19 protein-coding genes and 2 pseudogenes are annotated in these 22,609 nt (G+C 71.9%); 11 read left to right on the top strand and 10 right to left on the bottom strand.

The window, feature by feature from the left end; genetic code table 11:
- Position 1 precedes the first annotated feature (1 nt).
- From KBX63_RS36430 to KBX63_RS18445, 3 genes are read right to left on the bottom strand one after another with little or no spacing between them, the layout of a single operon-like run.
- Complete coding sequence (locus tag KBX63_RS36430; protein ID WP_210912475.1) at positions 2–967, bottom strand: carbohydrate ABC transporter permease; 966 nt, start codon at positions 965–967, stop codon at positions 2–4.
- Between the two features lie 6 nt (positions 968–973).
- The gene (locus tag KBX63_RS18450; protein ID WP_210912474.1) at positions 974–2,302 is read right to left on the bottom strand and encodes an ABC transporter substrate-binding protein; all 1,329 of its coding nucleotides are present in this window, start codon (positions 2,300–2,302) and stop codon (positions 974–976) included.
- A gap of 60 nt (positions 2,303–2,362) precedes the next feature.
- Entirely contained in the window at positions 2,363–3,877 is a 1,515-nt protein-coding gene (locus KBX63_RS18445) for an alpha-N-arabinofuranosidase (RefSeq protein WP_210912473.1), read from the bottom strand.
- Positions 3,878–4,023: 146 nt separating this feature from the next.
- Between KBX63_RS18445 and KBX63_RS18440 the strand changes: the two genes are divergently transcribed.
- The gene (locus KBX63_RS18440; protein ID WP_210912472.1) at positions 4,024–5,031 is read left to right on the top strand and encodes a LacI family DNA-binding transcriptional regulator; all 1,008 of its coding nucleotides are present in this window, start codon (positions 4,024–4,026) and stop codon (positions 5,029–5,031) included.
- Between the two features lie 76 nt (positions 5,032–5,107).
- On the opposite strand, the gene KBX63_RS18435 is transcribed toward KBX63_RS18440, so the two are convergent.
- The 3 genes and pseudogenes from KBX63_RS18435 to KBX63_RS18425 all read right to left on the bottom strand — a co-directional run bounded on the left by KBX63_RS18435 (position 5,108) and on the right by KBX63_RS18425 (position 8,121).
- Positions 5,108–5,833, bottom strand: coding sequence for a methyltransferase domain-containing protein (locus KBX63_RS18435; RefSeq protein ID WP_210912471.1), 726 nt, complete (start codon positions 5,831–5,833; stop codon positions 5,108–5,110).
- Between the two features lie 366 nt (positions 5,834–6,199).
- Positions 6,200–6,445: pseudogene (locus tag KBX63_RS18430) on the bottom strand (hypothetical protein); the annotation flags it as partial.
- 38 nt (positions 6,446–6,483) lie between these two features.
- A complete protein-coding gene (locus tag KBX63_RS18425) occupies positions 6,484–8,121 on the bottom strand; it encodes an ABC-F family ATP-binding cassette domain-containing protein (protein WP_210912469.1) in 1,638 nt (545 codons plus the stop codon).
- 62 nt (positions 8,122–8,183) lie between these two features.
- On the opposite strand from KBX63_RS18425, the gene KBX63_RS18420 reads away from it, so the two are divergent.
- The 3 genes from KBX63_RS18420 to KBX63_RS18410 all read left to right on the top strand — a co-directional run bounded on the left by KBX63_RS18420 (position 8,184) and on the right by KBX63_RS18410 (position 9,807).
- Positions 8,184–8,954 carry an ROK family protein gene (locus KBX63_RS18420; RefSeq protein ID WP_210912468.1) on the top strand — a complete coding sequence of 257 codons (771 nt, stop codon included), beginning with the start codon at positions 8,184–8,186 and terminating at the stop codon, positions 8,952–8,954.
- A gap of 108 nt (positions 8,955–9,062) precedes the next feature.
- On the top strand, positions 9,063–9,431 hold the full coding sequence (locus KBX63_RS18415) for a M48 family metallopeptidase (protein ID WP_210912467.1): 369 nt from the start codon (positions 9,063–9,065) through the stop codon (positions 9,429–9,431).
- 121 nt (positions 9,432–9,552) lie between these two features.
- The gene (locus tag KBX63_RS18410) at positions 9,553–9,807 is read left to right on the top strand and encodes a Smr/MutS family protein (protein WP_007465523.1); all 255 of its coding nucleotides are present in this window, start codon (positions 9,553–9,555) and stop codon (positions 9,805–9,807) included.
- Between the two features lie 70 nt (positions 9,808–9,877).
- On the opposite strand, the gene KBX63_RS18405 is transcribed toward KBX63_RS18410, so the two are convergent.
- Together KBX63_RS18405 and KBX63_RS18400 are read right to left on the bottom strand one after the other, a co-directional pair.
- Complete coding sequence (locus KBX63_RS18405; protein WP_210912466.1) at positions 9,878–10,237, bottom strand: hypothetical protein; 360 nt, start codon at positions 10,235–10,237, stop codon at positions 9,878–9,880.
- A 31-nt stretch (positions 10,238–10,268) separates the two neighbouring features.
- Complete coding sequence (locus KBX63_RS18400; RefSeq protein WP_210912465.1) at positions 10,269–10,517, bottom strand: hypothetical protein; 249 nt, start codon at positions 10,515–10,517, stop codon at positions 10,269–10,271.
- 194 nt (positions 10,518–10,711) lie between these two features.
- Between KBX63_RS18400 and KBX63_RS18395 the strand changes: the two genes are divergently transcribed.
- Together KBX63_RS18395 and KBX63_RS18390 are read left to right on the top strand one after the other, a co-directional pair.
- The gene (locus tag KBX63_RS18395; RefSeq protein WP_210912464.1) at positions 10,712–11,512 is read left to right on the top strand and encodes a hypothetical protein; all 801 of its coding nucleotides are present in this window, start codon (positions 10,712–10,714) and stop codon (positions 11,510–11,512) included.
- A 17-nt stretch (positions 11,513–11,529) separates the two neighbouring features.
- A complete protein-coding gene (locus tag KBX63_RS18390) occupies positions 11,530–12,471 on the top strand; it encodes a threonine/serine dehydratase (protein ID WP_210912463.1) in 942 nt (313 codons plus the stop codon).
- 4 nt (positions 12,472–12,475) lie between these two features.
- On the opposite strand, the gene KBX63_RS18385 is transcribed toward KBX63_RS18390, so the two are convergent.
- The gene (locus KBX63_RS18385) at positions 12,476–14,626 is read right to left on the bottom strand and encodes a tetratricopeptide repeat protein (RefSeq protein ID WP_210912462.1); all 2,151 of its coding nucleotides are present in this window, start codon (positions 14,624–14,626) and stop codon (positions 12,476–12,478) included.
- A gap of 283 nt (positions 14,627–14,909) precedes the next feature.
- Between KBX63_RS18385 and KBX63_RS18380 the strand changes: the two genes are divergently transcribed.
- A complete protein-coding gene (locus tag KBX63_RS18380; protein ID WP_210912461.1) occupies positions 14,910–15,401 on the top strand; it encodes a hypothetical protein in 492 nt (163 codons plus the stop codon).
- Positions 15,402–15,507: 106 nt separating this feature from the next.
- On the opposite strand, the pseudogene KBX63_RS18375 reads toward KBX63_RS18380, so the two are convergent.
- Positions 15,508–17,928 (bottom strand): annotated as a pseudogene (locus KBX63_RS18375) (M28 family peptidase).
- A gap of 288 nt (positions 17,929–18,216) precedes the next feature.
- Here KBX63_RS18375 and KBX63_RS18370 point away from each other — a divergent pair.
- The 4 genes from KBX63_RS18370 to KBX63_RS18355 are packed head-to-tail and all read left to right on the top strand — an operon-like array spanning position 18,217 to position 22,433.
- The gene (locus KBX63_RS18370) at positions 18,217–19,434 is read left to right on the top strand and encodes a PP2C family protein-serine/threonine phosphatase (RefSeq protein WP_247662634.1); all 1,218 of its coding nucleotides are present in this window, start codon (positions 18,217–18,219) and stop codon (positions 19,432–19,434) included.
- A complete protein-coding gene (locus KBX63_RS18365) occupies positions 19,431–21,182 on the top strand; it encodes an ATP-binding protein (protein WP_210912459.1) in 1,752 nt (583 codons plus the stop codon). Before KBX63_RS18370 ends, KBX63_RS18365 begins: the two co-directional genes overlap by 4 nt.
- The gene (locus KBX63_RS18360; protein WP_210912458.1) at positions 21,179–21,631 is read left to right on the top strand and encodes a response regulator; all 453 of its coding nucleotides are present in this window, start codon (positions 21,179–21,181) and stop codon (positions 21,629–21,631) included. The genes KBX63_RS18365 and KBX63_RS18360 overlap by 4 nt, the downstream gene beginning before the upstream one ends.
- Positions 21,624–22,433 (top strand): inositol monophosphatase family protein, encoded by an 810-nt coding sequence (locus KBX63_RS18355; protein ID WP_210912457.1) that lies wholly within the window; start codon positions 21,624–21,626, stop codon positions 22,431–22,433. Before KBX63_RS18360 ends, KBX63_RS18355 begins: the two co-directional genes overlap by 8 nt.
- Positions 22,434–22,609 lie beyond the last annotated feature (176 nt).

The raw sequence follows: 22,609 nt of genomic DNA, 5'->3' as shown, positions 1-22,609 counted from the left end.
CTCAGTCTTCCTTGTAGCGGAAGAGGCGGAAGTTGGCGATGCTCACGACGGCCAGCATCAGGGCGAACACGATGCTCATCGCGGCGGCGCGACCGGCGTCGTTGTCCCGCAGACCCTCCTCGACGATGAACCAGACCACCGTGCGCGTCTCCGTGCCGGGCGCTCCCTGGGTGATCAGGAACGACTGGCCGAACATGTTCGCCGAGGCGAGCACGGTCGTCGTGATCACGAAGAGCAGCACCGGGCGCAACCCGGGCAGGGTCACGTTGCGGAACCGCTGCCACGCGTTGGCGCCGTCCATCCGGGCGGCCTCGTACAGCTCCGGCGAGATGTCCTGCAGACCGGCCAGGTAGATCACCGCGTTGAAGCCGGAGGTCCACCAGACCGTGACACCGACCAGCGAGATCCACGCCCACGGCATGTTGGTCACCCAGGGGGTGTCCGCGGGCAGCCCGACGGCCCCGGCGAGCCGGTTGACCAGGCCCAGGTTGGCGTCGAGCAGGAACCGCCAGAGCAGGCCGATCACCGCCACGCCCAGCACGTACGGCGCGAAGTAGATCGCCCGGAAGAAGGTCCGGCCCGGGAAGGAGCGGTTCAGCAGCAGCGCCAACCCGAGCGGTACGACCACCAGCAGCGGCACCGACAGCACCGTGAAGATCGCGGTGGCCCGGACGCTCTCCCACCAGTCGCCGTAGATGGCGGAGTCGCTGGAGAACAGGTCCTTGTAGTTGTCCAACCCGATGAACGGCCGGTTGGGCAGCTGGAAGTCCCACTGGTGCACGCTGAGCCAGATGCCGAGGACGATCGGCAGCAGGCCGAAGACCCCGAACAGGACCAGGTAGGGGGCGAGGAACAGGTATGGCGTCGCCCGTCCGGTCCGGCCGGCCGAGGCGCCCCGGCGGGCTGCGTTGGCCGCCGGGGGCGGCGCGTCATCGCGCGCCGCCCCGACCTCGATCACGTCCGCCACGGGCTATCAGCTCCCGTACTTCTTGCGGTTGTCCTCGAGCTGCTTGTTGGCCTTGGCCACACCGTCGTCCAGCGCCTGCTTGGGCGACTTCTTGCCCAGCGCGGCCTCGTTGAACGAGTTGTAGAAGGTCGTCATGACCTCGCCCAGCCCCGGGGCCGCTGGCGGGAAGGCCGCGTACTCCAGCTCGGGGGCGAGCGACGAGATCTCCGGCAGCGCCTTGAACTCGGCGCCCTCACGGACCGCCTTACGGGCCGGCACCTGGCCGCCCTTCGCCCAGTCCAGCGAGTGCTCGCTGAGCCAGTTGATGAAGACCTTCGCGCCGGAGACCTTGTTGGCGTCGTTGGCCCTCTGCTTCACGATGGTGAAGTTGTGCGAGTTGGCCCACGCCGCCGGCTTGCTGCCGATCTGGGGCAGCGGCGCGACGCCCCACTGCACCTCGGGGCTCTTCTTCAGATCGTTGATCTGCCAGATGCCGTTCCAGGTGAAGGCGTTCTTGCCGCTCTTGAACGCCAGGTAGTCGGCGTCCTGGCCGACGTTGGCCGGCGAGTAGCCCTGCTTGATCATGTCGACCAGCCAGGTGCACGCCTCGACGGCCGGGTCGGAGTTGAAGGTGGCCTTGGCCACGTCGGCGTCGAAGAGCGTGCCACCCCACTGGTTGAGCAGGGAGTAGAACGTCATGCCGCCGGTGAACTGGAACGGGCTGACCCAGAAGCCCTGCACGCCGGCCTTCTTGAGCTCGGCGAGCGCCGCGACGTACTCGTCCTTGGTCGTCGGCGGCTTGTTCGGGTCCAGGCCGGCCTTCTGCATGACGGCCTTGTTGTAGTAGAAGCCCAGCGGGTGCATGTCCAGCGGGATGCCGTACCGCTTGTTGTTGTAGAGCCCGCCCTTCCACACCGTGGGGGCGAAGTCGCCCTCGGCGAGTTCCAGGTTCTTGGCCACGTCGTCCAGCTCGGTGATCACACCGCGGGCGGCGAAGGTGGCGAGCTGGTCCATGTGCATGACCGCGATGTCCGGGCCGTTGCCGCTGGAGGCCGCGCCGGGGAGCTTGTTGTAGTAGTCCTCCCACTGGTACGTGGCGACCGAGACGGCGATGTTCTTGTGCTCGGTGTTGAACTGGTTCACCAGCGTCTTGAAGATGTCGCCGTCGCCGCCGGTGAAGCCGTTCCACAGCTTCAGGTCGACCTTGGGACCGGTGTACTCCTTGCCGCCGTTGCCGGCGGCCGGGCCGGAGCTGCTGTCACCGCCGCCGCAGCCGGCGAGGGTCAGCGAGGCTGCGGCACCGAGTCCGAGACCGAGGCCGAGCAGGCGGCGCCGGCTCATGTCGTTCTGGATCATGCTGGTATCTCCTTGAAGGGGGGACGGAATGAATTGTGCCCGGTCAAACTCGGTGCGACCTCAGGCGTTTGCCGGGCCGAAGCGCAGCACGCTCCAGGACACGGCGGGCAGGCGCACGGTGCACCGGCCGCCGTCGGGGGTGGGGGTGGGCATTTCCCGGGGCGTCACCCGGTCGGGCTCGGCCTCGGTGTTCATCGCCGACGGGTCAGACCCGGCAGCGAGGCTCAGGAAGGACAGACCGGACATGCCCGGCAGCCCGCGCAGGTCCATCTCCAACGGGAGGTCCGTGGAGCCGCGGTTGACCGCGAAGACGGTCAGCTCGCCGGTCTCCTCGTCGTGCACGGCGACCGTGTCGAGCACCGGCACGTCCCCGTACTTTTTCGTGTCGTAGCGCGGCGACACCGGCTCGGTGCGCAGCACGGTGCCGCGGGCGTACCGGGCGGTCAGCGCGAACGGGTGGAAGATGCTCTGCCGCCAGGCCGGGCCGCCGTTGCGGGTGCGGATCGGCGCGATCACGTTGGCCAGCTGGGCCTGGGCGGCCACCCCGACGCGGTCGGCGTGGCGGAGCAGAGTGATCAGCAGGTCACCGACGACGACCGCGTCAACCGCGGTGAAGTTGTCCTCGATCAGCGCCGGGGCCTCGACCCAGCCGCGCCGGTCCAGGTCGGCCTGGAGGCGGGACTCGTACCAGACGTTCCACTCGTCGAACGAGATCTTCAGCTTGCGCTTGTGCCGCTGCTTGGCGGCCACGTGGTCGGCGGTCGCGACCACCTCCGTGATGAAGTTGTCCATGTCGACGGCCGAGGCCAGAATGCTGGCCTGGTCGCCGTCGGACGGGTCGTAGTAGGTGTGCGCCGAGATGTAGTCGACGTGCTCGTAGGTGTGCTCCAGCACGGTCGCCTCCCACGAGGCGAACGTGGGCATCCGCCGGTTGGAGCTGCCGCAGGCGATCAGGCTGATCGACGGGTCGATCATCTTCATCGCCCTGGCGGCCTCGGCGGCCAGCCGGCCGTACTCGTCAGCGGTCTTGTGGCCGACCTGCCACGGGCCGTCCATCTCGTTGCCCAGGCACCACAGCCGCACCCCGTACGGGTCCTCCGCGCCGTGCTTGCGCCGCAGGTCGGAGAGCTGCGTGCCGCCCGGGTGGTTGGCGTACTCCAGCAGGTCCAGCGCCTCCTGCACGCCGCGGGTGCCGAGGTTCACCGCCATCATCGGCTCGACATCGGCCTCGGCGGCCCAGGTCATGAACTCGTCCAGCCCGAACGCGTTCGTCTCGATCGTCTTCCAGGCCAGGTCGAGCCGGCGCGGCCGGTCGCCGACCGGGCCCACCCCGTCCTCCCAGCGGTAGCCGGAAACGAAGTTGCCGCCCGGGTAACGGACCACCGAGACACCCAGCTCCCGGGTCAGCTCCAGCACGTCGCCGCGCAGGCCGCGCGAGTCGGCGCTGGGGTGGCCTGGCTCGTAGATCCCGCCGTAGACGCATCGCCCCATGTGCTCGACGAAGGAGCCGAAGAGACGTCGGTCGGCCGGGCCGATCGCGAAGGCTGGGTCGATCGTCAGCTGCGCGGTCCGCAAGGGGTGCCACCTTTCCTCATTGCCGGTGCCGGGTGACCGCAGTCACCGCCCACCCGGCCTCCCTGCTTTCTACAACGTTGTAGGCAACGTTGTAAAGGGCTGATGACGGGGTAGGGTGCGGAGTGTTACATCGGGGAGGTTGCGGAGTGCGACACAGGCTCAAGGATGTGGCCGAACGGGCCGGCGTGTCGGTGAAGACGGTCTCCAACGTGGTGAACGGCTACGTGCACGTCCGGCCGGACACCCGGGCCCGGGTCGAGGAGGCGATCGCCGAACTGAACTACCGGCCCAACCTCTCCGCCCGCCACCTGCGCAAGGGGCGCACCGGCGTGATCGCGCTGGCGGTGCCGGAACTGGACATCCCGTACTTCGCCGAGCTGGCCCGCTACGTGGTCACCGCAGCCGCCGACTTTGGCTGGACGGTGCTGATCGACCAGACCGGCGGTGGGCGCGAGCAGGAACGGGTGGTCGCCTCCGGCATCACCGACCACCTGATCGACGGGCTGATCTTCAGCCCGTTGGCGCTCACGGCGGAGGATCTGACCGGCCTGGACAACAGGCCGATGGTGCTGCTCGGCGAACGCGTCGACCACGGCCCTGCGGATCATGTGGTGATCGACAACGTGGGCGCGGCGCGGGAGATCACCAGCCACCTGATCGGGCTCGGCCGGCGCCGGATCGCGGCCATCGGCTCCCAGCGCACCCCCGAGGGCGCCAGCGCCCGACTGCGCCTGACCGGCTACGCCGACGCACTGCGCGCCGCCGGCCTGGACTACGACGAGGCCCTGGTGGCGCCCGCGCCGGCCTGGCACCGCGCGGACGGCGCGGCCGCCATGCGCGGCCTGCTCACCTCCGGCGTACGCCCCGACGCCGTCTTCTGCTTCAACGACACGCTCGCCCTGGGTGCCCTGCGTGCCCTGCACGAGGCCGGCCTTCGGGTGCCCGAGGACGTGGCGGTGGTCGGCTTCGACGACATCGAGGACGGCCGGTTCTCGATCCCGACGCTGACAACCGTCGCCCCGGACAAGGCGCAGATCGCCCGGCTCGCCGTCGAACTGCTCGCCGAACGCCTCGACGGCGACCGCACCGCCCCCGCCCGCGAACTCTCCGCCCCCTACCGCCTCGAACTCCGCGAATCAACCCAACTCCCCTAACCTCTGCCCCCGGCCGGACCACCCCCGGCCGGACTGCCCCGTCGATCATGAGATCAACGCGTGGGGTGGCTGGGGGTCAGTCGAAGAAGCGGGCCAGGTGGGTTTGGGCGGCGGGGCTGGCGTCGGGTGGTAGCGGGGTCAGGTCGGCGAAGATGGAGGCGCCGTCGCAGCCGGCGTGCAGTGGGTACCAGCGCGGGGTGCCGGGCGGCCGGAGTTGACAGATCCCCTTGAACGTCTGGACGTCCATCAGCCGGACGTGGGTCGGGTCCGCGACCGCGTTCACATGCCCCCACCAGGGGCTCATCACGTGCAGCACACCGCCCGGGCGGAGCACCCGGTGGCACTCGTCCACGAGCGGCAGGAAGTCGATCAGGTGCTCCAGGATGTGCACCGCGAAGAGGACGTCCACCGAGTTGTCGGCCAGCGGCAGCGAGCCGGAGAGGTCCGCCACCGCGTCCACCCCGGGTGCCGGAAAGATGTCCAGCCCCAGGTTGCCCGGCCACTGCTTGGTCGGTCCGCAGCCGAGGTCCACCACCACAGGTTCACGCCCGCCCACGCTGACCCGGCACCACACGCCGTAGACCCCGGCCAACCGCCCCACCAGGTCCCGGACCAGCCGCAGCTCGGCGGGGTCGGTCACCTCCCCGCTCAGGTGGGCGACACCCCGGTCGAACCGCACCTCGACCGCCAGGCCACGCAGTCGGTCGTCGTGCTGGACCTGGTCCGCCCATGCCTCAGCGAGGAACCCGTCGATCGCCCGCAGCCGGTCGGCCGAGGGCGGAGTCTGTGCCAAAGCGACCATTCGGGCCACCTCCCGCCGCGCGTTACCCGGATCCGCGCCCGGTATGCCCGCTCGTTCTACCGTGTCGGCAGGTCGGCGTGCCGCTCGATCGGCGGGTGTCGCGGTGTTCGAGGCGAGACTGCGGCGAGCCTTATACCTCAGAGTCATAAAGATGACCCGGAGGTATAAGGCTCAACTGCGACCCGTTCCCGGCGGGGCCGGGTCGAGCCGGACCCGCGTGGCCGGGCGCAATCGAGCCGGAACCGACCCGCAAGGCCGGAACGAGGTCAGTTCGCCCAGCGGTCGCGCCGGTCAGCCGGAGAGGGTGCGGCGGCCCGGCCGACCGCCGCCACGCATTCGCTGGCGGGGTGGCGGAGTGGCCGGCTTCGGCCTCTTGAGGTGATAGCGGTGCAACTCGTTGTTGCCGGGCAGGGACGGGTCCTCGCTCATCGCGACCAACTCCCAGCCCTGGTCGCCGGCCCGGTTCAGGTGGGCCAGCGCCGTGTCGCCGTACGGCGTCACGTCGACCATCGAGCCTTCCGGGCCGTACCAGACGAAGACGACCTCCCAGCCCAGATCGTTGGTCGCGGCCTGGCGACGGCGGATCAGCAGCGCGTACTCCCACTTGAGCATGGCGTCATTCTCACCCTGCGGTGGCCCGCCGGCACGGATCAATCCTCGGCGATCCGCCCGGCGTCGACCCGCAGCCGGCGGTTCGTCTCGATGGCGGCCAGCATGCGCCGGTCGTGGGTGACCAGCAGCAGCGTGCCCGGGTAGCTGGCCAGGGCCGATTCGAGCTGCTCGATCGCCGGCAGGTCCAGGTGGTTGGTGGGCTCGTCGAGTACCAGCAGGTTGACCCCGCGCCCCTGGAGCAGAGCCAACGCCGCCCGCGTCCGCTCGCCGGGGGAGAGGGTGGCCGCCGGTCGTGGCACGTGCGCCGCGCGTAGCCCGAACTTGGCCAGCAGGGTCCGCGCGTCCGCCGGCGACATCTCCGGTACGGCCGCCTGGAACGCGTCGATCAGCGGCGCGTCACCGAGGAACAGCCCGCGGGCCTGGTCCACCTCACCGATCACCACCCCGGGCCCGAGTGAGGCGGTGCCGGCGTCCAGCGGCAGCCGACCGAGCAACGCGGCCAGCAGGGTCGACTTGCCCGAGCCGTTCGCCCCGGTCACCGCGACCCGGTCCGCCCAGTCGATCTGGAGGTCCACCGGGCCGAGGGTGAACCCGCTGCGGCGTACCACCGCGCCGCGCAGCGTGGCCACGACCGCGCCGGCGCGGGGTGCGGCCGCGATCTCCATCCGCAGCTCCCACTCCTTGCGGGGCTCCTCGACCACCTCGAGCCGGTCGATCAGCCGCTCGGTCTGCTTGGCCTTGGCCGCCTGTTTCTCGGTGGCCTCGCTGCGGAACTTGCGACCGATCTTGTCGTTGTCGGTGGCCTTGCGCCGGGCGTTCTTGACGCCCTTCTCCATCCAGGCGCGCTGGGTGCGGGCCCGCGCCTCCAGCCCGGCCCGGGTGTCGGCGTACTCCTCGAAGTCGGCGCGGGCGTGCCGGCGGGCCACCTCGCGCTCCTCCAGGTAGGCCGCGTAACCGCCGCCGTAGTGGTGCACCTGCTGCTGCGGCAGGTCCAGCTCCAGCACCCGGGTCACCGTGCGGGTGAGGAACTCCCGGTCGTGGCTGACCAGCACCGTGCCGGCCCGCAGCCCGGTGACGAACTCCTCCAGCCGCTCCAGCCCCGCCAGGTCCAGATCGTTGGTCGGCTCGTCGAGCAGGAACACGTCGTAGCGGCTGAGCAGCAGGGAGGCCAGCCCGGCCCGGGCCGCCTGGCCGCCGGAGAGCCCGGTCGTCGGGTGGTCCAGGTCGACGGCGAGCCCCAGGTCGGCGCTCACCTGCTCGGCGCGCTCGTCCAGGTCCGCGCCGCCGAGGGCGAGCCAGCGCTCCAGCGCGTCGCCGTACGCGTCGTCCGCGCCCGCGGCCCCGGCGGTCAGCGCCTCGGTCGCGGCGTCCAGCGCCGCCTGCGCGGCGGTCACCCCGGTCCGTCGGGCCAGGAACCCGCGTACCGTCTCGCCGGGCCGCCGGTCCGGCTCCTGCGGCAGGTGTCCGACGCTCGCGGTGGGCGGGCTGAGCCGGACGCTGCCGGCTTCCACCGGCAGCAACCCGGCGAGGGTACGCAGCAGCGTCGACTTGCCGGCGCCGTTCGGCCCGACCAGGCCGACCACGTCGCCGGGAGCGACCACCAGGTCCAACCCGGCGAAGAGTGGGCGGTCGCCGTGCCCGGCGGCCAGGTCCTTGACGATCATCGTGGCGCTCATCAGGACGGCAGCCTATCCGGCCGCCGGCATACGGCCGGGCGGCAGCGGGCAGACTCAACGGCGTGGTGACCACACTGGCGATCGACTGCGGTGGCGGGGGCATCAAGGCGTCGGTGCTCGACGAGGCCGGGACGATGCGGGCCCGGCCGCTGCGGGTGCCGACCCCGTACCCGCTGCCGCCTGCGCTGTTCGTCCGGACCCTGCTCGACCTGGGCGGGCGGCTGCCGGCTGCCGACCGGGTGACGGTGGGCGTGCCCGGGATGATCCGGCACGGAGTGGTGGTGACCACACCGCACTACGTGACCCGTAGCGGACCACGCAGCCGGGTCGACCCGGCCCTGCTCGCCGAGTGGTCCGGCTGGGACGCGCGGGGCGCGCTGGCCGACGCGTTCGGGGTGCCGGCGCTGGTGCTGAACGACGCGGAGGTGCACGGTGCCGGGGTGGTCGCCGGCACCGGCTGCGAGCTGGTTCTGACCCTGGGCACCGGGCTGGGTAGCGCCCTCTTCGACGGCGGGGTGCTCGCCCCGCACCTGGAGTTGTCCCATGCGCCGGTGCGGTGGGGCACCACCTACGACACGTACGTGGGCGAGCCGGAGCGCCGCCGGCTCGGCGACGCCTTCTGGTCCCGCCGGATCCGGCAGGTGGTGGACGGGCTCCGCCCGGTGTTCCGCTGGGACCGGCTCTACCTGGGCGGGGGCAACTCCCGGCTGATCCGGCCCGAGCAGCTGGCCCGGATGGGCGACGACGTCGTGGTGGTGCCCAACACCGCGGGTATCGTCGGTGGCGTCCGCGCCTGGGAGCTGGCCGTCGGGCGCCGGGACGCCCGCACCTGACCCGCCGAGGGTCGAAATCGACGCGATCCCGCCCGGGAACAGTCGCTAAACGGCCGTTGTTGTGCCAGCGTCGGAACAGGTGACGGCGCGACCCGAGGAGGTGGGCAGATGGATCTTCTGGCGGACTACCGGCGGGCGACCATGTTCTTCGAGACCGGTGACCCGAGCGGAGCGGCCCGACTGCTGGAGCCGATCGTGGACGCCGAACCCGGCAACGCGGCGGCCCGGCAGCTGCTGGCCCGGGCGTACTTCCAGTCGGCCCAGCTCAACCGGGCCGAGGAGCAGCTGCGGGAGCTGGTCGACCGGGACCCGAGCGACCACTACGCGCACCACGTGCTGGGTCGGACGCTGGAGCGGCTCAACCGGCACTCGGACGCGCTGCGGCACCTGCGGATCGCCGCCGCGATGTACGCGGCCAACGACGACTACCGGGTCGCTCTGGAGCGGGTGGAGACCCGCCTGGGCGGCACGCGCTGAACGCGGACCGGTGACGTGTACGGGGCGGCCCTTCGGGGCCGCCCCGCCGTCGTCCGGCGGGCGCGCCGCCGGGCATGCCTAGGATGGCGGACATGGGACCTGACCGGCCGGGGGCTGCGGCATGAAGCTCAAGCTGGATCTGCACGAGATCTTCAACAAGGGCCAGGACATCGACCGCGCGTTGCGCGGGATCATGGACGAGGCGGTGGCGAAGAAGGCCACCCTCGTGGAGATCATCCCTGGCAAGGGGTCAGGCCAGCTCAAGAAGCGGGTGCTGCGGTTCCTCGACCAGAAGGACGTCAAGCAGCTCTATCACCGGGTGGAGAAGGACTCGAAGAACTTCGGCCGCCTCTTCGTGCACTTCCGCTGGAAGTAAGAGCCCCGGCTTTCCAGCGGCTGATCTGATGTCCGCAGTACAGCTACGGGCAGTAACGGTCTTTCAGTGGTCAGAGGCTGGCGGCGAGGAGGCCGCACACGACCAGCGGAAGCACCGCAGACAGGGTGCCCACCAGGGCCGACGAGCGGATCCGGGTGCGGGAGATGAGGACCGCGAGCGTCGCCAGGCTGAACAGCAGCGCGAGGAACAGCGCTGGCAGGGCCACGTAGAGCCCGAACATCAGCATGTCCGATCGTTCGGAGTCGCACACCTCGCCGCAGTCCGCCGGGACCGAGTCGGAGAGCGTGCTGAGGAACAGGCCGAAGGACACGACGACTGCTACGTACCAGCCGGCCAGCACCAGGAACGAGGAGCGCGCGTCGGCCTTGTCGGTGTTCGCGAGGTCGGTGCGTGGCGGTGACGGAGTCATCGCCGGAGTATCCGCTGTCGCAACAGCGACGTCAGCCCGCGAGAGCTTCCGGGCGGGAGCCGTGGCCGGCGGGGCGGCGGGACCAGCACTGCGGGCGCTGCCGGACGGCGAGCTCCAGAGCCTGATGATCGGACTCGATCATTTCCCAGGCTATTCGACGCGCCATTTCCAGGCGGTCGGCGTGCATGTCAAGATCCGTCGGGCCGGCGCCTGCCATATCGAACTCCTCGTCAGCGTTCGAACTAGTCGCATCATCCGTCGGGCCGGGAAACGTCACCATTCTCCGATCGGTGGAAAGCTCCCGCCGTACGGCTCGGTGTCGCGTACCCCGGTTGCGCCGATGGTAGCGACGGCCACGCCACTCCGCCCGGAACTGCGGAAACCCGGCCTTGCCGGCGGTTTGTACATTGCACGGTGCGCGGATCGGGGGGCGCGACATGTCCGGTGAGGGATCTTCGCTACGGGAGGACCGCCGTGCAGCATTCGAGCAGGACCGATCCGTTGTTCGTCGCCGTCGAATCAGAATCGATCACCCGGGCGGATGTCGCCGGGCTCATCGCGGGGCGGCTGGCCGCCGTTCGGGTGCCGGGGTTGCTCTCCGCGGCCCGCTGCCAGGCGATCACCGCCGCCCTCGCCAACGCGCCGATGGACCGCTACGACGAGAGCCGGGTCTTTCCCGTCGTCGCCAAGTTCGGTCCGGCCATCAACGACCACCGGTCCGCTGGTGAACTCCGCGAGGACTACTGGGACGCGGCCCGCGCGGCAGAGAAGACCTGGTCCACGCTGGGCCTGCCGGATTCGCCACGGGAGCTGTGCCTGGCCGCGTTCCGGTCCGCCTGGCCGGACGTCGCACCGGGGCGGCGGCAGGGTCGGGAGATGCACGTCGGCATCGTCCGCGAGATCAACGCCGGCCTCCAGGTGCACTTCGACGACGCGGTCCGGGAGTACGCCGGCCGGCTGCTCGACGGTGACGTGGTGGCGCAGTTGGCGTTCAACATCTACATCCGGGTGCCACCCGCCGGTGGTGAGACGGTGCTGTGGCGGCGGCGCTGGCAGCCGAGCGACGAGGACCTGCGGATACCTGGCGGGTACGGCTTCGACGAGTCGGTGGCCGCCGACACGCAGTCCCTGACGTTGCGGCCCACGCTCGGGGAGGGCTTTCTGTTCGATCCTCGGCACTATCACACGGTGCGTCCGGCGACGGATGGCCGGCGGATCTCCATAGGATGTTTCGTCGGGCTCACCGACGACGGTCGACTGGCCCTCTGGTCGTAGCGAAGGGCGTTTTCCCCATGGTGGACAGAAGCGACGTCGAGGCGGCTGCGGCACTGGTCGAGGGGCGGGTCCGGGAAACCCCGGTGCTGACCATCGACGGTGCCGATCTGGGCGTGCCAGGGCGGCTCAGCCTCAAACTGGAGTTGCACCAGCACACCGGCTCGTTCAAGCCGCGCGGCGTGTTCAACCGGATGCTCCAGGGGGCGTTGCCGGCAGCCGGGGTGATCGCCGCGTCGGGCGGCAACCACGGCCTCGCCGTCGCCTACGCGGCCCGGTCGCTGGGCGTTCCGGCGGAGGTCTTCGTGCCGGTCACCGCCTCGCCGGTGAAGGTGCAGCGGTTGGCCGGGCTGGGCGCACAGGTCCGCCAGGTCGGTCAGCACTACGCCGAGGCGTTGGCGGCGAGCACGCAGCGGGCCGGGGAAACCGGCGCGTTGGTCGTGCACGCGTACGACCAGCCGGAGGTGGTGGCCGGTCAGGGCACCGTCGGCCGGGAGCTGGAGCGGCAGGTGGACGGGATCGACACCGTGCTGGTGGCGGTCGGCGGTGGTGGGTTGGTGTCCGGCATCGCCAGTTGGTTCGACGGGTCGGTGCGCGTCGTCGCCGTCGAGCCCGAGCAGATCCCCACCCTGCACTCCGCCCTGAAGGCGGGTCGGCCGGTCGACATCGAGGTGGGTGGCATCGCCACGGACTCGCTGGGTGCGCGGCGGATCGGCGAGATCGCCTTCGACACCGCCCGCCGGACCGGGGTGGTCTCCGTGCTGGTCCGCGACGAGGATCTGGTGCGGGCGCGCCGACTGCTCTGGTCGGAGCTGCGGGTCGCGGCCGAGCTGGGCGGTGCTGCGGCGCTGGCCGCGTTGGTCGGCGGAGCGTACGTGCCGCAGCCGGGGGAGCGGGTCGCCGTGATCATCTGTGGTGGCAACACCGACCCGAGCGACCTGGGCCCGGCCGCGCCGCACTGACCCGTCAGTCGCCGTTGCGCAGGCGGCGCAGTGCGTGCTCCACCTGGAGCGTGTCCAGGTGGGTGTCCCCGAGCAGCCGCCGCCGGTCGGCCAGGAGCTGCTCGTACGCCTCGATGGCCGGGTCGAGCCGCCCGTCGAGCAGCAGCACCGCGGCCAGGGTGGCCCGGATGGCGAGCACCTCGCTGCGGTCGGCGTGCCGGGGCTCCACGGTCGCCAGGGTGGCCCGCAGCTCGGCCTCCGCCTCGGCGAGCCGCCCCTGTGCCTGCATGCAGCGGGCCAGCGTGTGCCGGGCCTGCCAGGTCTCCGGCTGGTTGAGCGGCCAGGTGCGGTAGCGGACCTCGAGGATCGCGTGCAGCATCTCCTCGGCCTCCTCCGCCCGGTGCTGGGCGAGCACGGCCAGCGCGAGGCTGTGCCGCACGACCATGGTGTCCCAGTGCTCCGGGCCGCGGACCTGGTCCTCCGCGGCGACGATCTGCCGAAGCTCCAACTCGGCCTCCGGCCACTGGCGCTGGGCCATGATCGCCTTGGTCAGCTTGTGCCGGCTTGCCAACGTGTCGGCGTCGTCGCTGCCCAGCACCCTGGTCCGGTCCGCGATCACGTCGCGGAGCACCCGCTCGGCCATCTCCGGCTGGTTGCGCTCCAGCCAGGTGCGGCCCAGCTCGTGGCGCAGCGCCAGGATCTGCGGCCGGTCCAGGTCGTGGTCGTACGCGCCGCAGCCGCGGACGATCGGGTCCAGGATGTCGAAGGCCGAGCCGGGCAGGCCGACCGCGATGAGGTAGCGGGCGGTGAGCCGGGCCAGCTCCAGCGCTCGGCGTACCGTCTCGGGGTCGTGCTTCTGCTTCTGCGGCGCGAGGTATTCCCGCACCGCCTCGACCAGGTGGGGCACCAGCACGTCCCAGTTGGCCCAGGCGGCCGAGTCGTCCGGGCTCAGCCCTTCGGTGGCGGCGAGCAGAAGTTGCATGACCACCCGGTGGTACTCGGCGATCTGCTCACGGACCTCGTCCCGGTCGCGGAACATCGCGTGCACCAGTGGGTGCAGCGACAGCACGTGCGCGAAGGCCGGGTCGGTGACGTCCTCCCGGACGTCGAAGTCGACCAGGGCGAGGTCGCCGATGCCCTCCAGCACCTTCACCCGCTGTCGGCCGGTGAGCCCCTCGAAGAGTGGCGACCCGGCGAGGATGGCCGGCTTGAGCACCACCTCGTAGGGCACCGGGGAGACACTCAGGCAGGCCAGCACGTTGAGCAGCGGCCGGCTCTGCTGGAGCTGGCGGCGGGCCAGCAGGTCCAGCGAGATGTCGTCGACCTCGCGGACGATCTCCAGGCCGAGCGACTCGTCGAGGTCGACGTCGGCGGCGTCGCGCGGGGAGCGGAACCGGCGCTCCACCGCGGCCCGGTAGTCGACGAACGTGGTGATGGTGGAGGAGCCGCGCCAGACCGGGCTGGCGTTGACCGATCGCAGGTAGTTGCCGGCGGCGCGCAGGGCGAGCGGCAACCCGCCCAGCTCCCGGGCCAGCTCACGGGCGTCGGCCAGGTCACCGGCCCCGGCGCCGGCCCGGTCGATCAGCACCTGCGCGCCCGCGTCGGCGTCGAGTGGGCGCACCTGGTGCAGCGTCGACCAGGTGCCCCAGGTGGCCCGGTTGCCGTCCCGGGTGGTCACCAGGACCATGCCGTCCTCGGCCTCCGGGGAGCGCAGCCAGCCCGTGCCGTCGGCGAGCACCCCGTCGGTGGGGCCGAGCGTGCCGGGCTCGTCCACGCTGTCGAAGATCAGCAGCCAGGGTTGCCCCGCCTGGTTGAGGTAGCGCCAGACCAGGTCGGTAGCGCTGATCATTCCGGCCCAGGCCTGGTCGACCTGGGTCTCCGAGGCGCCGAGCTGGCTGACCACCTCACGCATGCCGGAGTTGAGTCGGCCCGCCTGCACCCACCAGACGGTCCGGCCGTCCGCCCGGGCCCGGCGGGCGATCTCCAGCGCGACGTGGCTCTTGCCGGAGCCGCCCATGCCGCACAGGATGTGCACCGAAGGCCGGTCGCCGGCGGCCTGTCGTGGCTGCATGATGTCGTCGATCAGGTCGTCCCGCCCGTGCAGAGGGCAGTCCAGCCGCCCGAGGGGCGGGTCGACGGAGACGCGACTCGGCCGGTCGTAGGCCGGCCGGGGCACGCCGTGGTCCTCGGGTGGAACGTCCGCAGTCAATGCGACCCCCCTTCGGTGGCGAAATTGCTGCGGGGCGGGCGACGAATAGATCAGGTCCAGCTAGTGGACGGTCGGAGGGGTTGGCACCCGCGCCACGTCAACCGCAAGGGTATCCACGCCCGTACTGGCTTGCACACTCTCCGTTTAGGCCACGCGGGCGACCGGAATCGGTGCCGCGATTTCCATTTCGCCGTTGATTCGGGCCGATCCGCCGTGCTCGTCAGTCGCGCGGTACCTCCACGATGGACGCATGAACTGGTTGCCATACCAGGACACCGCCGACTGGGGTTCCGTGCCGGACTGGTTCGGCGCGGTCGGCTCCATCGCCAGCGTCCTGTTCGTCTACCTCGGGCTGCGCCGGGAGATCCGCGCCCGCCGCACCGACGAGCTGCGGGTCCGGGCCACCCAGGCCCGGCTGGTCTCGGCGGTCGCCGAGATCCGCGGCAACTCGGTGCTGCGGGTCGTCGTGGCCAACGAGAGCGACGCCCCGGTCCTCGACGTGTCGGTGCTGCCGCGGCTCGTCCCGTCCGACGATCCGGACGGCACACCGACGGACCTGGCCGGGGCGAAACAGGTCCGCCGGATACATGGGCGGGAGAGTCACGAACTGTTCGTCACCGTCACGGCGGAGCATCGGTTACGCGCGGCCGCCGACGCCGTTCTGGTGGATCTCACTTTCACCGATCACGACGGAAACCGCTGGCGCCGTAGCGGCGCCGGCCAACCCGAAGCGGTGGGCTGAGCGCATTTCACCGTGCGAACCGGAACGGCGCGCGGCATTTCCGGTCGGTACGCGGAGCCGGTGGTCCGGCGGAGGCGAAATGCCCGCCGGACCACCGGACCACTCGTCAGATGGGGTAGGTGCGGGCGACCGCCAGCATCTCCGAGCTGTGCGAGCCGACGATGCCGACGGCCGGTGGCCGGGGGCGGAAGCCGGGCAGCGCGTCCAGCCCGTCACTGGCGTCCATCGCCCGCAGCGCCACCTGCCCGGCGATCGGCCGCAGGGTCAGCGTGACCTCGATCCCCTCCGCTGGCGGGGCGTGGAAGACCAGCCCGAAGCCCCACTTGCCCTCGCGGGGCTCCACCGGCACCGAACGGCCGGCCACCTCGGCCCGCAGCACGGTGGCGGTCGACGTGTCGACGTGCAGGGTGGCGAGCCGGACCGCCCGCTGCGGGGTGAGCCGCAGCCGGAGCGTCCGTTCGCCGCCGGAACCGGAGTCGGCCAGCACCTCCAGCTTCGGCGCCGGCAGGCTCGCCGGCTGCGCCGGGCCGGTCCGTAGCTCACCGTCGCCCAGCCCGGGGAAGTCGTCGCCGACGTTGGTCACCCCGTCCACGTAGCCGTCCGTCCACGGCTGCGGGTCGCTCTCGTGGCTCAGCCAGCGGGCCTGGCCGGTGCCCGCGTCCATCGCGTACATCAGGTGGGTGGGCGCGGGGTGGGCGGCGTCGAACCGGTCGACGGCCAGCCCGACCCCGGCGAGCACCGCCGCCGCCAGGGCGGCGGCCCCGGCCGGCAGCACCGCGAGCCGCCGGGCCCGCAGCGCGACAAGCCCGCGCTGGCCGCCGGCCTGCGGGTGCAGCAGGTCGACCACCGGAAGCGCGGTCAGGCCGAGCAGCACCGCGACCAGCGCGGCCACCCCGCCCATCGCCATCCCGAGCGCGGGGAAGAGCAGCACCACGGTGGGCAGCAGGATGACCACGCCGACCGCTCCGGCGGCGGTCACCGCCACCACCGGCCACGGCCCGGTCTGCCGGGTACGCAGCGCGAGCAGGCCGCCGATGGCGCCGGCGAGCGCCGGCAGGGTGGTGAGGTACGCGCCGCCGGGCACCGCGACAGCGAGCAGCACCCCGAGCAGGGCCAGCCAGGCGAGCCCACCGACGGCGAGCGCGGCCGGCCCGATCCGGCGGCGGGTCAGCGCGTACCAGGTGAACAGGATGGCGGCGGCGAGCGCCAGCACGGCCAGCCGGTACCAGATCGGCCGGTACGGGTCGAGTAGTTCGGCGTACCCCGGCCGGATCGCGGTGATCGCCATCCAGAGCAGTTGCGCGGCCAGCGGCGCGGCCACGATCGGCACCAGGGCCAGCCCGAAGCCGGCGGCGAGCCGGCCGGTGCCGGCCCGGCCCCGGCGCCGGGTCAACCAGCCCAGCGCGGCCACCGCGAGCACCGCGAGCAGTGCCAGCGGCAGGGTGAGCCAGCCGGGGTAGCGGACCAGCCCGCCGGGGACCGGGAAGTAGGTGGCGTCGTGCCCGGAGCGCAGGTCGGTCAGGTCGGTGCGACCGAACTCCCGGGCCAGGCCCAGCGCGTTGTCCCCGTGCTACTGGAGGCTGCCCCGGTCCATGGCCGCGGGGGTGTCCAGCGGCGTGTGGTAGATCGCGCCACCGTCGATGTACGCCGAGTTCAGCCCGACGAACCTCTGGTCCAGGAACGCGGTGAAGTCGGTGTCGTTGGGCAGCGCACGGTAGATCTCCACCGCGAACGAGGTGCCGACCGGGTGCGGGGCGGCGCGGCCGAAGACGTCCACCAGCTTCGCGTTGTTCCGCGACGTCTCAAACATGATCACCGGGCCGGTGGAGCCACGCGCCTCCAGGTTGAGCACCACTCCACCGTCGGCAGCCAGCGGGTGGCTGGCGGCGAACGCGGACGCGCCGCAGAGGCACGCCTCCTCGGCGTCGGTCAGCACGAAGACGATGTCGTTGCGCGGTCGGGGACCGGCGGCCAGCGCCCGGGCGACCTCCAGAATGGCGGAGGTGCCGGCCGCGTCGTCGTTGCCGCCCGCGCCGGTCTGCACCGAGTCGTAGTGGGCGACCAGGAAGACCCGGCCGGTCGGGTCGGTGCCGGGCAGCCGGGCCACCACGTTGCGGACCCGGGCCAGGGTGGCCCCGCCCGCCGCTCCGCTGAGCTGGCCGGCTTCCGGGGCGACGGTGTCCTGCACCCCGGTCTCCAGGCCCAGCCCGCGTAGCCGCTGCTCGATGTGCGCGCGGACCTGGTCGTTGGCCGGGCTGCCGGCGACGTGCGACCGGGCCGCGATGACCTGGACGTCCTCGTACGCTCGGCTGGCGCTGAACTCGTCGACGGGCGCGCCGGCCGGCGTCGGGGCCGGGGTGCGCAGGTCGAGCAGGCTGCCGGCGCCGACGGCGACCAGCGCGGCGAGGGCGGCCGTGGCGGCCGCGAGTCGCCGGCGGGGCCGGGCCAGCGCGCGGTCGGCGGCGGGTACGCCCGGACCCGGGCGGACCGGCACGCCGGTCGTGGCGGGGGTGGGGGGTGCGCCCACGGGAACTCCTCGGGGATGGTGGGGCCTGGGGTGGCATCATCCTGCCTCCCGGCGGCCCCTGGGTGGGATGGCTGGTCGGGTGGGACGGCCGGACGCCAGAGCCTTGAGCACGCCCGGTTTGTCCTTCGGCGGGACAGTGATGCGGCCCATCCCCGGCCGCGCCGAGGCCGTCGTGTTGTGTGCGACCGTTGTCTAATACAGGATCAGCAGGGCACTCGGAAGGAGCCCGACATCACCAGCGATCTCCCGCGCCTCGCGGCGGTGACCCGGCCGCACCGGGGAGTCGGCATGACCGGTTCCCCCGTGGTGCCCTACCCGCACGGCGGCCTGGCGCGGCACGCCAACCTGCCGCCCGGTGAGCGGTTGCGAGTGCTGCTGGTGGAGGACGACGAGGGCGACGCCTTCCTGGTCGGTGAGCTGCTAGCCGAAACGAACTCGATGATCGACCTGCTGATCGCCAGCAGCCTCAGCGAGGCGCGGCGGCGGATGACCGACGTCGACTGCGTCCTGCTCGATCTGGGCCTGCCGGACGCGCAGGGGCTGGACGGGCTGCGCCAGGTGCTGGAGATGTCCAGTGGCGCCGCGGTCTGCGTGCTGACCGGCCGGTCAGACGAGCACCTGGGCATCGTGGCGGTCGCCGAGGGTGCGCAGGACTACCTGGTCAAGGGCCAGGTGGACGGGGTGCTGCTGACCCGGGCGCTGCGCTACGCGGTGGAGCGCAAGCGCGCCGACGTGAACGCCCGCCGGTTGCGCGAGGTCGAGCTGCGCCAGGCCGAGTCTGCTCGGCTCGAACGCGGCCTGCTGCCCCAGCCGCTGATGACGACCGACCAGGTCGCCGTGCACACCTTCTACCGGCCGGGCCGGCACGCCGCGCTGATCGGCGGGGACTTCTTCGACGTGGTGCAGACCCGTCCGGACCGTCTCGACCTGATCGTCGGGGACGTCTGCGGGCACGGCGTGGACGAGGCCGCGCTCGGCGTGGAGCTGCGGGTGGCCTGGCGGGCCCTGGCGCTGGCCAAGGTGCCGGACGACGAGGTGCTGCCGGCGCTGGAGCAGGTGCTGATGAGCGAGCGCCGTCTCCAGGAGATCTTCGCGACGGTGGCCACCACCCGCCTGGACCTGGACGCCAACCGGGCCACCGTCCGGCTCGCCGGGCACCCGCCGCCGCTGCTGCTCGCCAACGGCCGGGTCGCCCCGGTGCCCGCGCCCGGTGGCCGGCTGCTGGGCGTACGACCCCGCCGGCCGATCGCCTACGACCTGGAGTTCGACACCGATGACTGGTCCCTGCTGATGTACACCGACGGCCTGATCGAGGGGCGGGTGGGCGCCGGCGACGAACGGCTCGACGTGCCGGGTCTGAACGGGCTGCTCGACGAGCCGGCCAACCGCGAGGTCGCACTGCCTGATCTGCCGGCCTGGCTGGTCGGCCGGGCCGAGCAGATCAACGGTGGCCCGCTCGCTGACGACGTGGCCATGCTGCTGGTCAGCCGTGGCGGTGGCCGGTGAGGCCGGTGGTCGGCGGCTGGAGTCTGCGCCGTCGGGTCATCACCCTGCTCACCGTCGTGGGCGTGCTGCTGATCGCCCTGGCCGGGGCCGAGGCGGCGATGGCCGCGCGCAACCGCACGCAGATCGACGCCATCCTGAACGAGACCGGCCCGCTTCGGGTGCAGTCGCAGGAACTGCTCAACGCGGTGCTCGACCAGGAGACGGCGGTCCGCGGGTACGCGGTCAGCGGCGATCCGAACGACCTGAGCCCGTACCAGGCGGGACTCGATCAGGAGAAGAGCGTCGTCGCCGCGATGCGGGCCCTGCTCGACAACTACCCGGAGATCGGCCAGGAACTGCGGATCGTCGAGGAGCGGGCCGAGCAGTGGCGGCAGTCGGTGGCGGTGCCGGTCATCACCACCACCGAGCAGAGCGGCACCAGCGCGGGCCAGGCGTTGGTCACCGAAGGGGCCCGGCAGCAGTTCGACGAGGTCCGGTCGGCGATCGACGACCTCCAGGAGGAGATCCTGGCGGCCCGGGAGCAGTCCGCAGCTGACGTACGCAACAGCAGCAACCTGCTGGTCGCACTCTTGATCATCGCCGCGCTGGTGGTGGTCGTCGCCGGTGCGGTGCTGCTGCTCTCCCTGGACCGGATGGTGGTCCGGCCGCTGATCGGGCTCGCCGACCAGGTCCGCGAGGTCGCCAAGGGCGACTACCAGCACGGCATCGCCACCACCGGCCCGCCGGAGTTCGTCCAACTCGGCGCGGACGTGGACGCGATGCGCCAGAAGATCGCCTCCGACCTGGCCGAGGTGCGGGAGGCCCGCGAGCGCATCGAGTGGGTCAACAGTCAGCTGCAGAAGCAGGCCGAGGAGCTGACCCGATCCAACCGTGACCTGGAGCAGTTCGCGTACGTGGCCTCGCACGACCTTCAGGAGCCGCTGCGCAAGGTCGCCAGCTTCTGCCAGCTGCTGCAGCGCCGCTACGCCGGTCAGCTCGACGAGCGGGCCGACCAGTACATCGCCTTCGCGGTGGACGGTGCGCAGCGGATGCAGCGGTTGATCAACGACCTGCTCGCGTTCTCCCGGATCGGGCGGCTCACCAACGGTTTCGTCGAGGTCGACCTGAACAAGGTGATGGGCGACGTGGCCGGCCAGACCGAGGCGGCCCGGCAGTACGCCGACGCCGAGCTGACCTGGACCGAGCTGCCGGTGATCCGGGGCGAGGAGCCGCTGCTCACCAACCTGATGGCCAACCTGGTCAGCAACTCGATCAAGTTCCGCCGCCCGGACGCCCCGCCGAAGGTGCACATCTCGGCCCGGCTGGTCGGCTCCGAGTGGGAGATCAGCTGCCAGGACAACGGCATCGGGATCGAGCCGGAGTTCGCCGACAAGATCTTCGTGATCTTCCAGCGGCTGCACTCGAAGGACGCGTACCCGGGCACCGGCATCGGGTTGGCCATCGTCAAGAAGATCGTGGAATATCACGGCGGCCGGGTCTGGGTGGACACGGACGTACCGGAAGGCACGGCGATCCGGTTCACCCTGCCGGCGCTGCCCGAGGACGTCGAGGCGGCAGCAGCCGCTGCCACCGACTCGCCGGAGCCGCCGCAGGCCCCCGCGGCCGGTGCCGCGAGCGGCGACGCCGCGCCCGCGAACGAGACGCCGGCAACGCCCCCGGAGCAGTCCGCCGGGGCGGACCGGCCGGACCGGGCCGACGGATCCCCGGAAGGCGGTAGAACGGGTGACATGAGGGAGACGGTGGGATGACCGCGCCAGCGGACGGCAAGAGCCCGATCGAGGTCCTGCTCGTGGAGGACGATCCGGGTGACGTGTTGATGACCCAGGAGGCGTTCGAGGAGCACAAGCTGCGCAACCGGCTCACCGTCGTGTCCGACGGCGCCGAGGCGCTCGCCTACCTGCGGCATGAGGGCCAGTACGCCGACGCGGTGACGCCCGACCTGATCCTGCTCGACCTCAACCTGCCCCGTCGGGACGGCCGGGAGGTGCTGGAAGAGATCAAGAAGGACGAGGAGCTGCGTCGGATCCCGGTCGTGGTGCTCACCACCTCGCAGGCCGACGAGGACATCCTGCGCAGCTACCAGCTGCACGCCAACGCCTACGTGACCAAGCCGGTGGACTTCGAGCGCTTCATCTCGGTGGTCCGCCAGATCGACGAGTTCTTCGTCAGCGTGGTCAAGCTGCCGCCGCGTGGCTGACGCTCTGCTCGACGACGTCGGTGACCTGCTCCGGGAGGCCGCCGACCAGGTCGTGGTGCCGCTGTTCCGCAAGCTCGACGAAGCCGACGTGTCGGAGAAGGCGCCCGGCGAGATCGTCACCGTCGCGGACCGCCGCGCCGAGGAGCTGATCTCCGCGGGGCTGCGCCGGCTGCGGCCCGGCTCGATGGTGGTCGGCGAGGAGGGCGTCGCCGACGATCCGGGGCTGCTGCGGCACCTGCGCGACGGCGGGGACGTGTGGCTGGTCGACCCGGTCGACGGCACCGCCAACTTCGCCGCCGGCCGCCAGCCGTTCGCGCTGATGGTGGCGCTGCTGACCGACGGGCGGCCGATCGCCGGCTGGATCCTCGACCCGCTGGCCGGGATCCTGGCCACCGGCCGGGCCGACGACGGCACCCTGCTCAACGGCCGGCCGGTGGGCGACACCGGCTCCGGGCCGGGGCTGGGCGAGCTGCGCGGCGCCGCGATGACCCGGTTCCTGCCGCCGGAGACGCGGGACCGGGTCCGTGCCGGCGGCCGGCGGCTCGGTGAGTTGCTGCCCGGCCAGCACTGCGCCGGCCGGGAGTACCTGGACATCCTCACCGGTGAGCAGCAGTTCACCCTCTTCTGGCGCACCCTGCCGTGGGACCACGCCCCGGGCACCCTGCTGGTCCGCGCGGCCGGCGGTGTCGCCCGCCGGTTCGACGGCGTCGACTACCACCCGGCCGACCAGGGCCACGGCCTGCTCGTCGCGGCCAACGAGCAGGTTTGGGCCGAGGTGCACGACGCCCTGCTCGGCACCTGAACCGCGCACTCCGCGACGGTGGTGGCACCCTGCGTCGACATCGAAGCCGTCGGGCACTCACGGGGCTGGTCACCGGGGCGGCTTCCGGTATCGTGACGGCGTTCTCCGCCAGCAGGCCGCCGATCGGCGCCGGCGGGGACGCCGCCGCGCAGTGGGTTCACCGGGGGCCGGCGGTC

This window comes from Micromonospora sp. U21, assembly GCF_018070045.1.
Classification (GTDB): domain Bacteria; phylum Actinomycetota; class Actinomycetes; order Mycobacteriales; family Micromonosporaceae; genus Micromonospora.
The sequence above is the reverse complement of the archived record's forward strand: the minus strand, read 5'-3'. Positions and strand labels throughout refer to the sequence as shown.

Bases quoted from the DNA above. Each gene is read 5' to 3' on its own strand.
- KBX63_RS18450 (WP_210912474.1), bottom strand. From the start codon at position 2,302: ATGATCCAGAACGACATGAGCCGGCGCCGCCTGCTCGGCCTCGGTCTC.
- KBX63_RS18435 (WP_210912471.1), bottom strand. From the start codon at position 5,833: ATGGTCGCTTTGGCACAGACTCCGCCCTCGGCCGACCGGCTGCGGGCG.
- KBX63_RS18425 (WP_210912469.1), bottom strand. From the start codon at position 8,121: ATGAGCGCCACGATGATCGTCAAGGACCTGGCCGCCGGGCACGGCGAC.
- KBX63_RS18415 (WP_210912467.1), top strand. From the start codon at position 9,063: ATGGATCTTCTGGCGGACTACCGGCGGGCGACCATGTTCTTCGAGACC.
- KBX63_RS18410 (WP_007465523.1), top strand. From the start codon at position 9,553: ATGAAGCTCAAGCTGGATCTGCACGAGATCTTCAACAAGGGCCAGGAC.
- KBX63_RS18405 (WP_210912466.1), bottom strand. From the start codon at position 10,237: ATGACTCCGTCACCGCCACGCACCGACCTCGCGAACACCGACAAGGCC.
- KBX63_RS18400 (WP_210912465.1), bottom strand. From the start codon at position 10,517: ATGGTGACGTTTCCCGGCCCGACGGATGATGCGACTAGTTCGAACGCT.
- KBX63_RS18390 (WP_210912463.1), top strand. From the start codon at position 11,530: ATGGTGGACAGAAGCGACGTCGAGGCGGCTGCGGCACTGGTCGAGGGG.
- KBX63_RS18380 (WP_210912461.1), top strand. From the start codon at position 14,910: ATGAACTGGTTGCCATACCAGGACACCGCCGACTGGGGTTCCGTGCCG.
- KBX63_RS18370 (WP_247662634.1), top strand. From the start codon at position 18,217: ATGACCGGTTCCCCCGTGGTGCCCTACCCGCACGGCGGCCTGGCGCGG.
- KBX63_RS18360 (WP_210912458.1), top strand. From the start codon at position 21,179: ATGACCGCGCCAGCGGACGGCAAGAGCCCGATCGAGGTCCTGCTCGTG.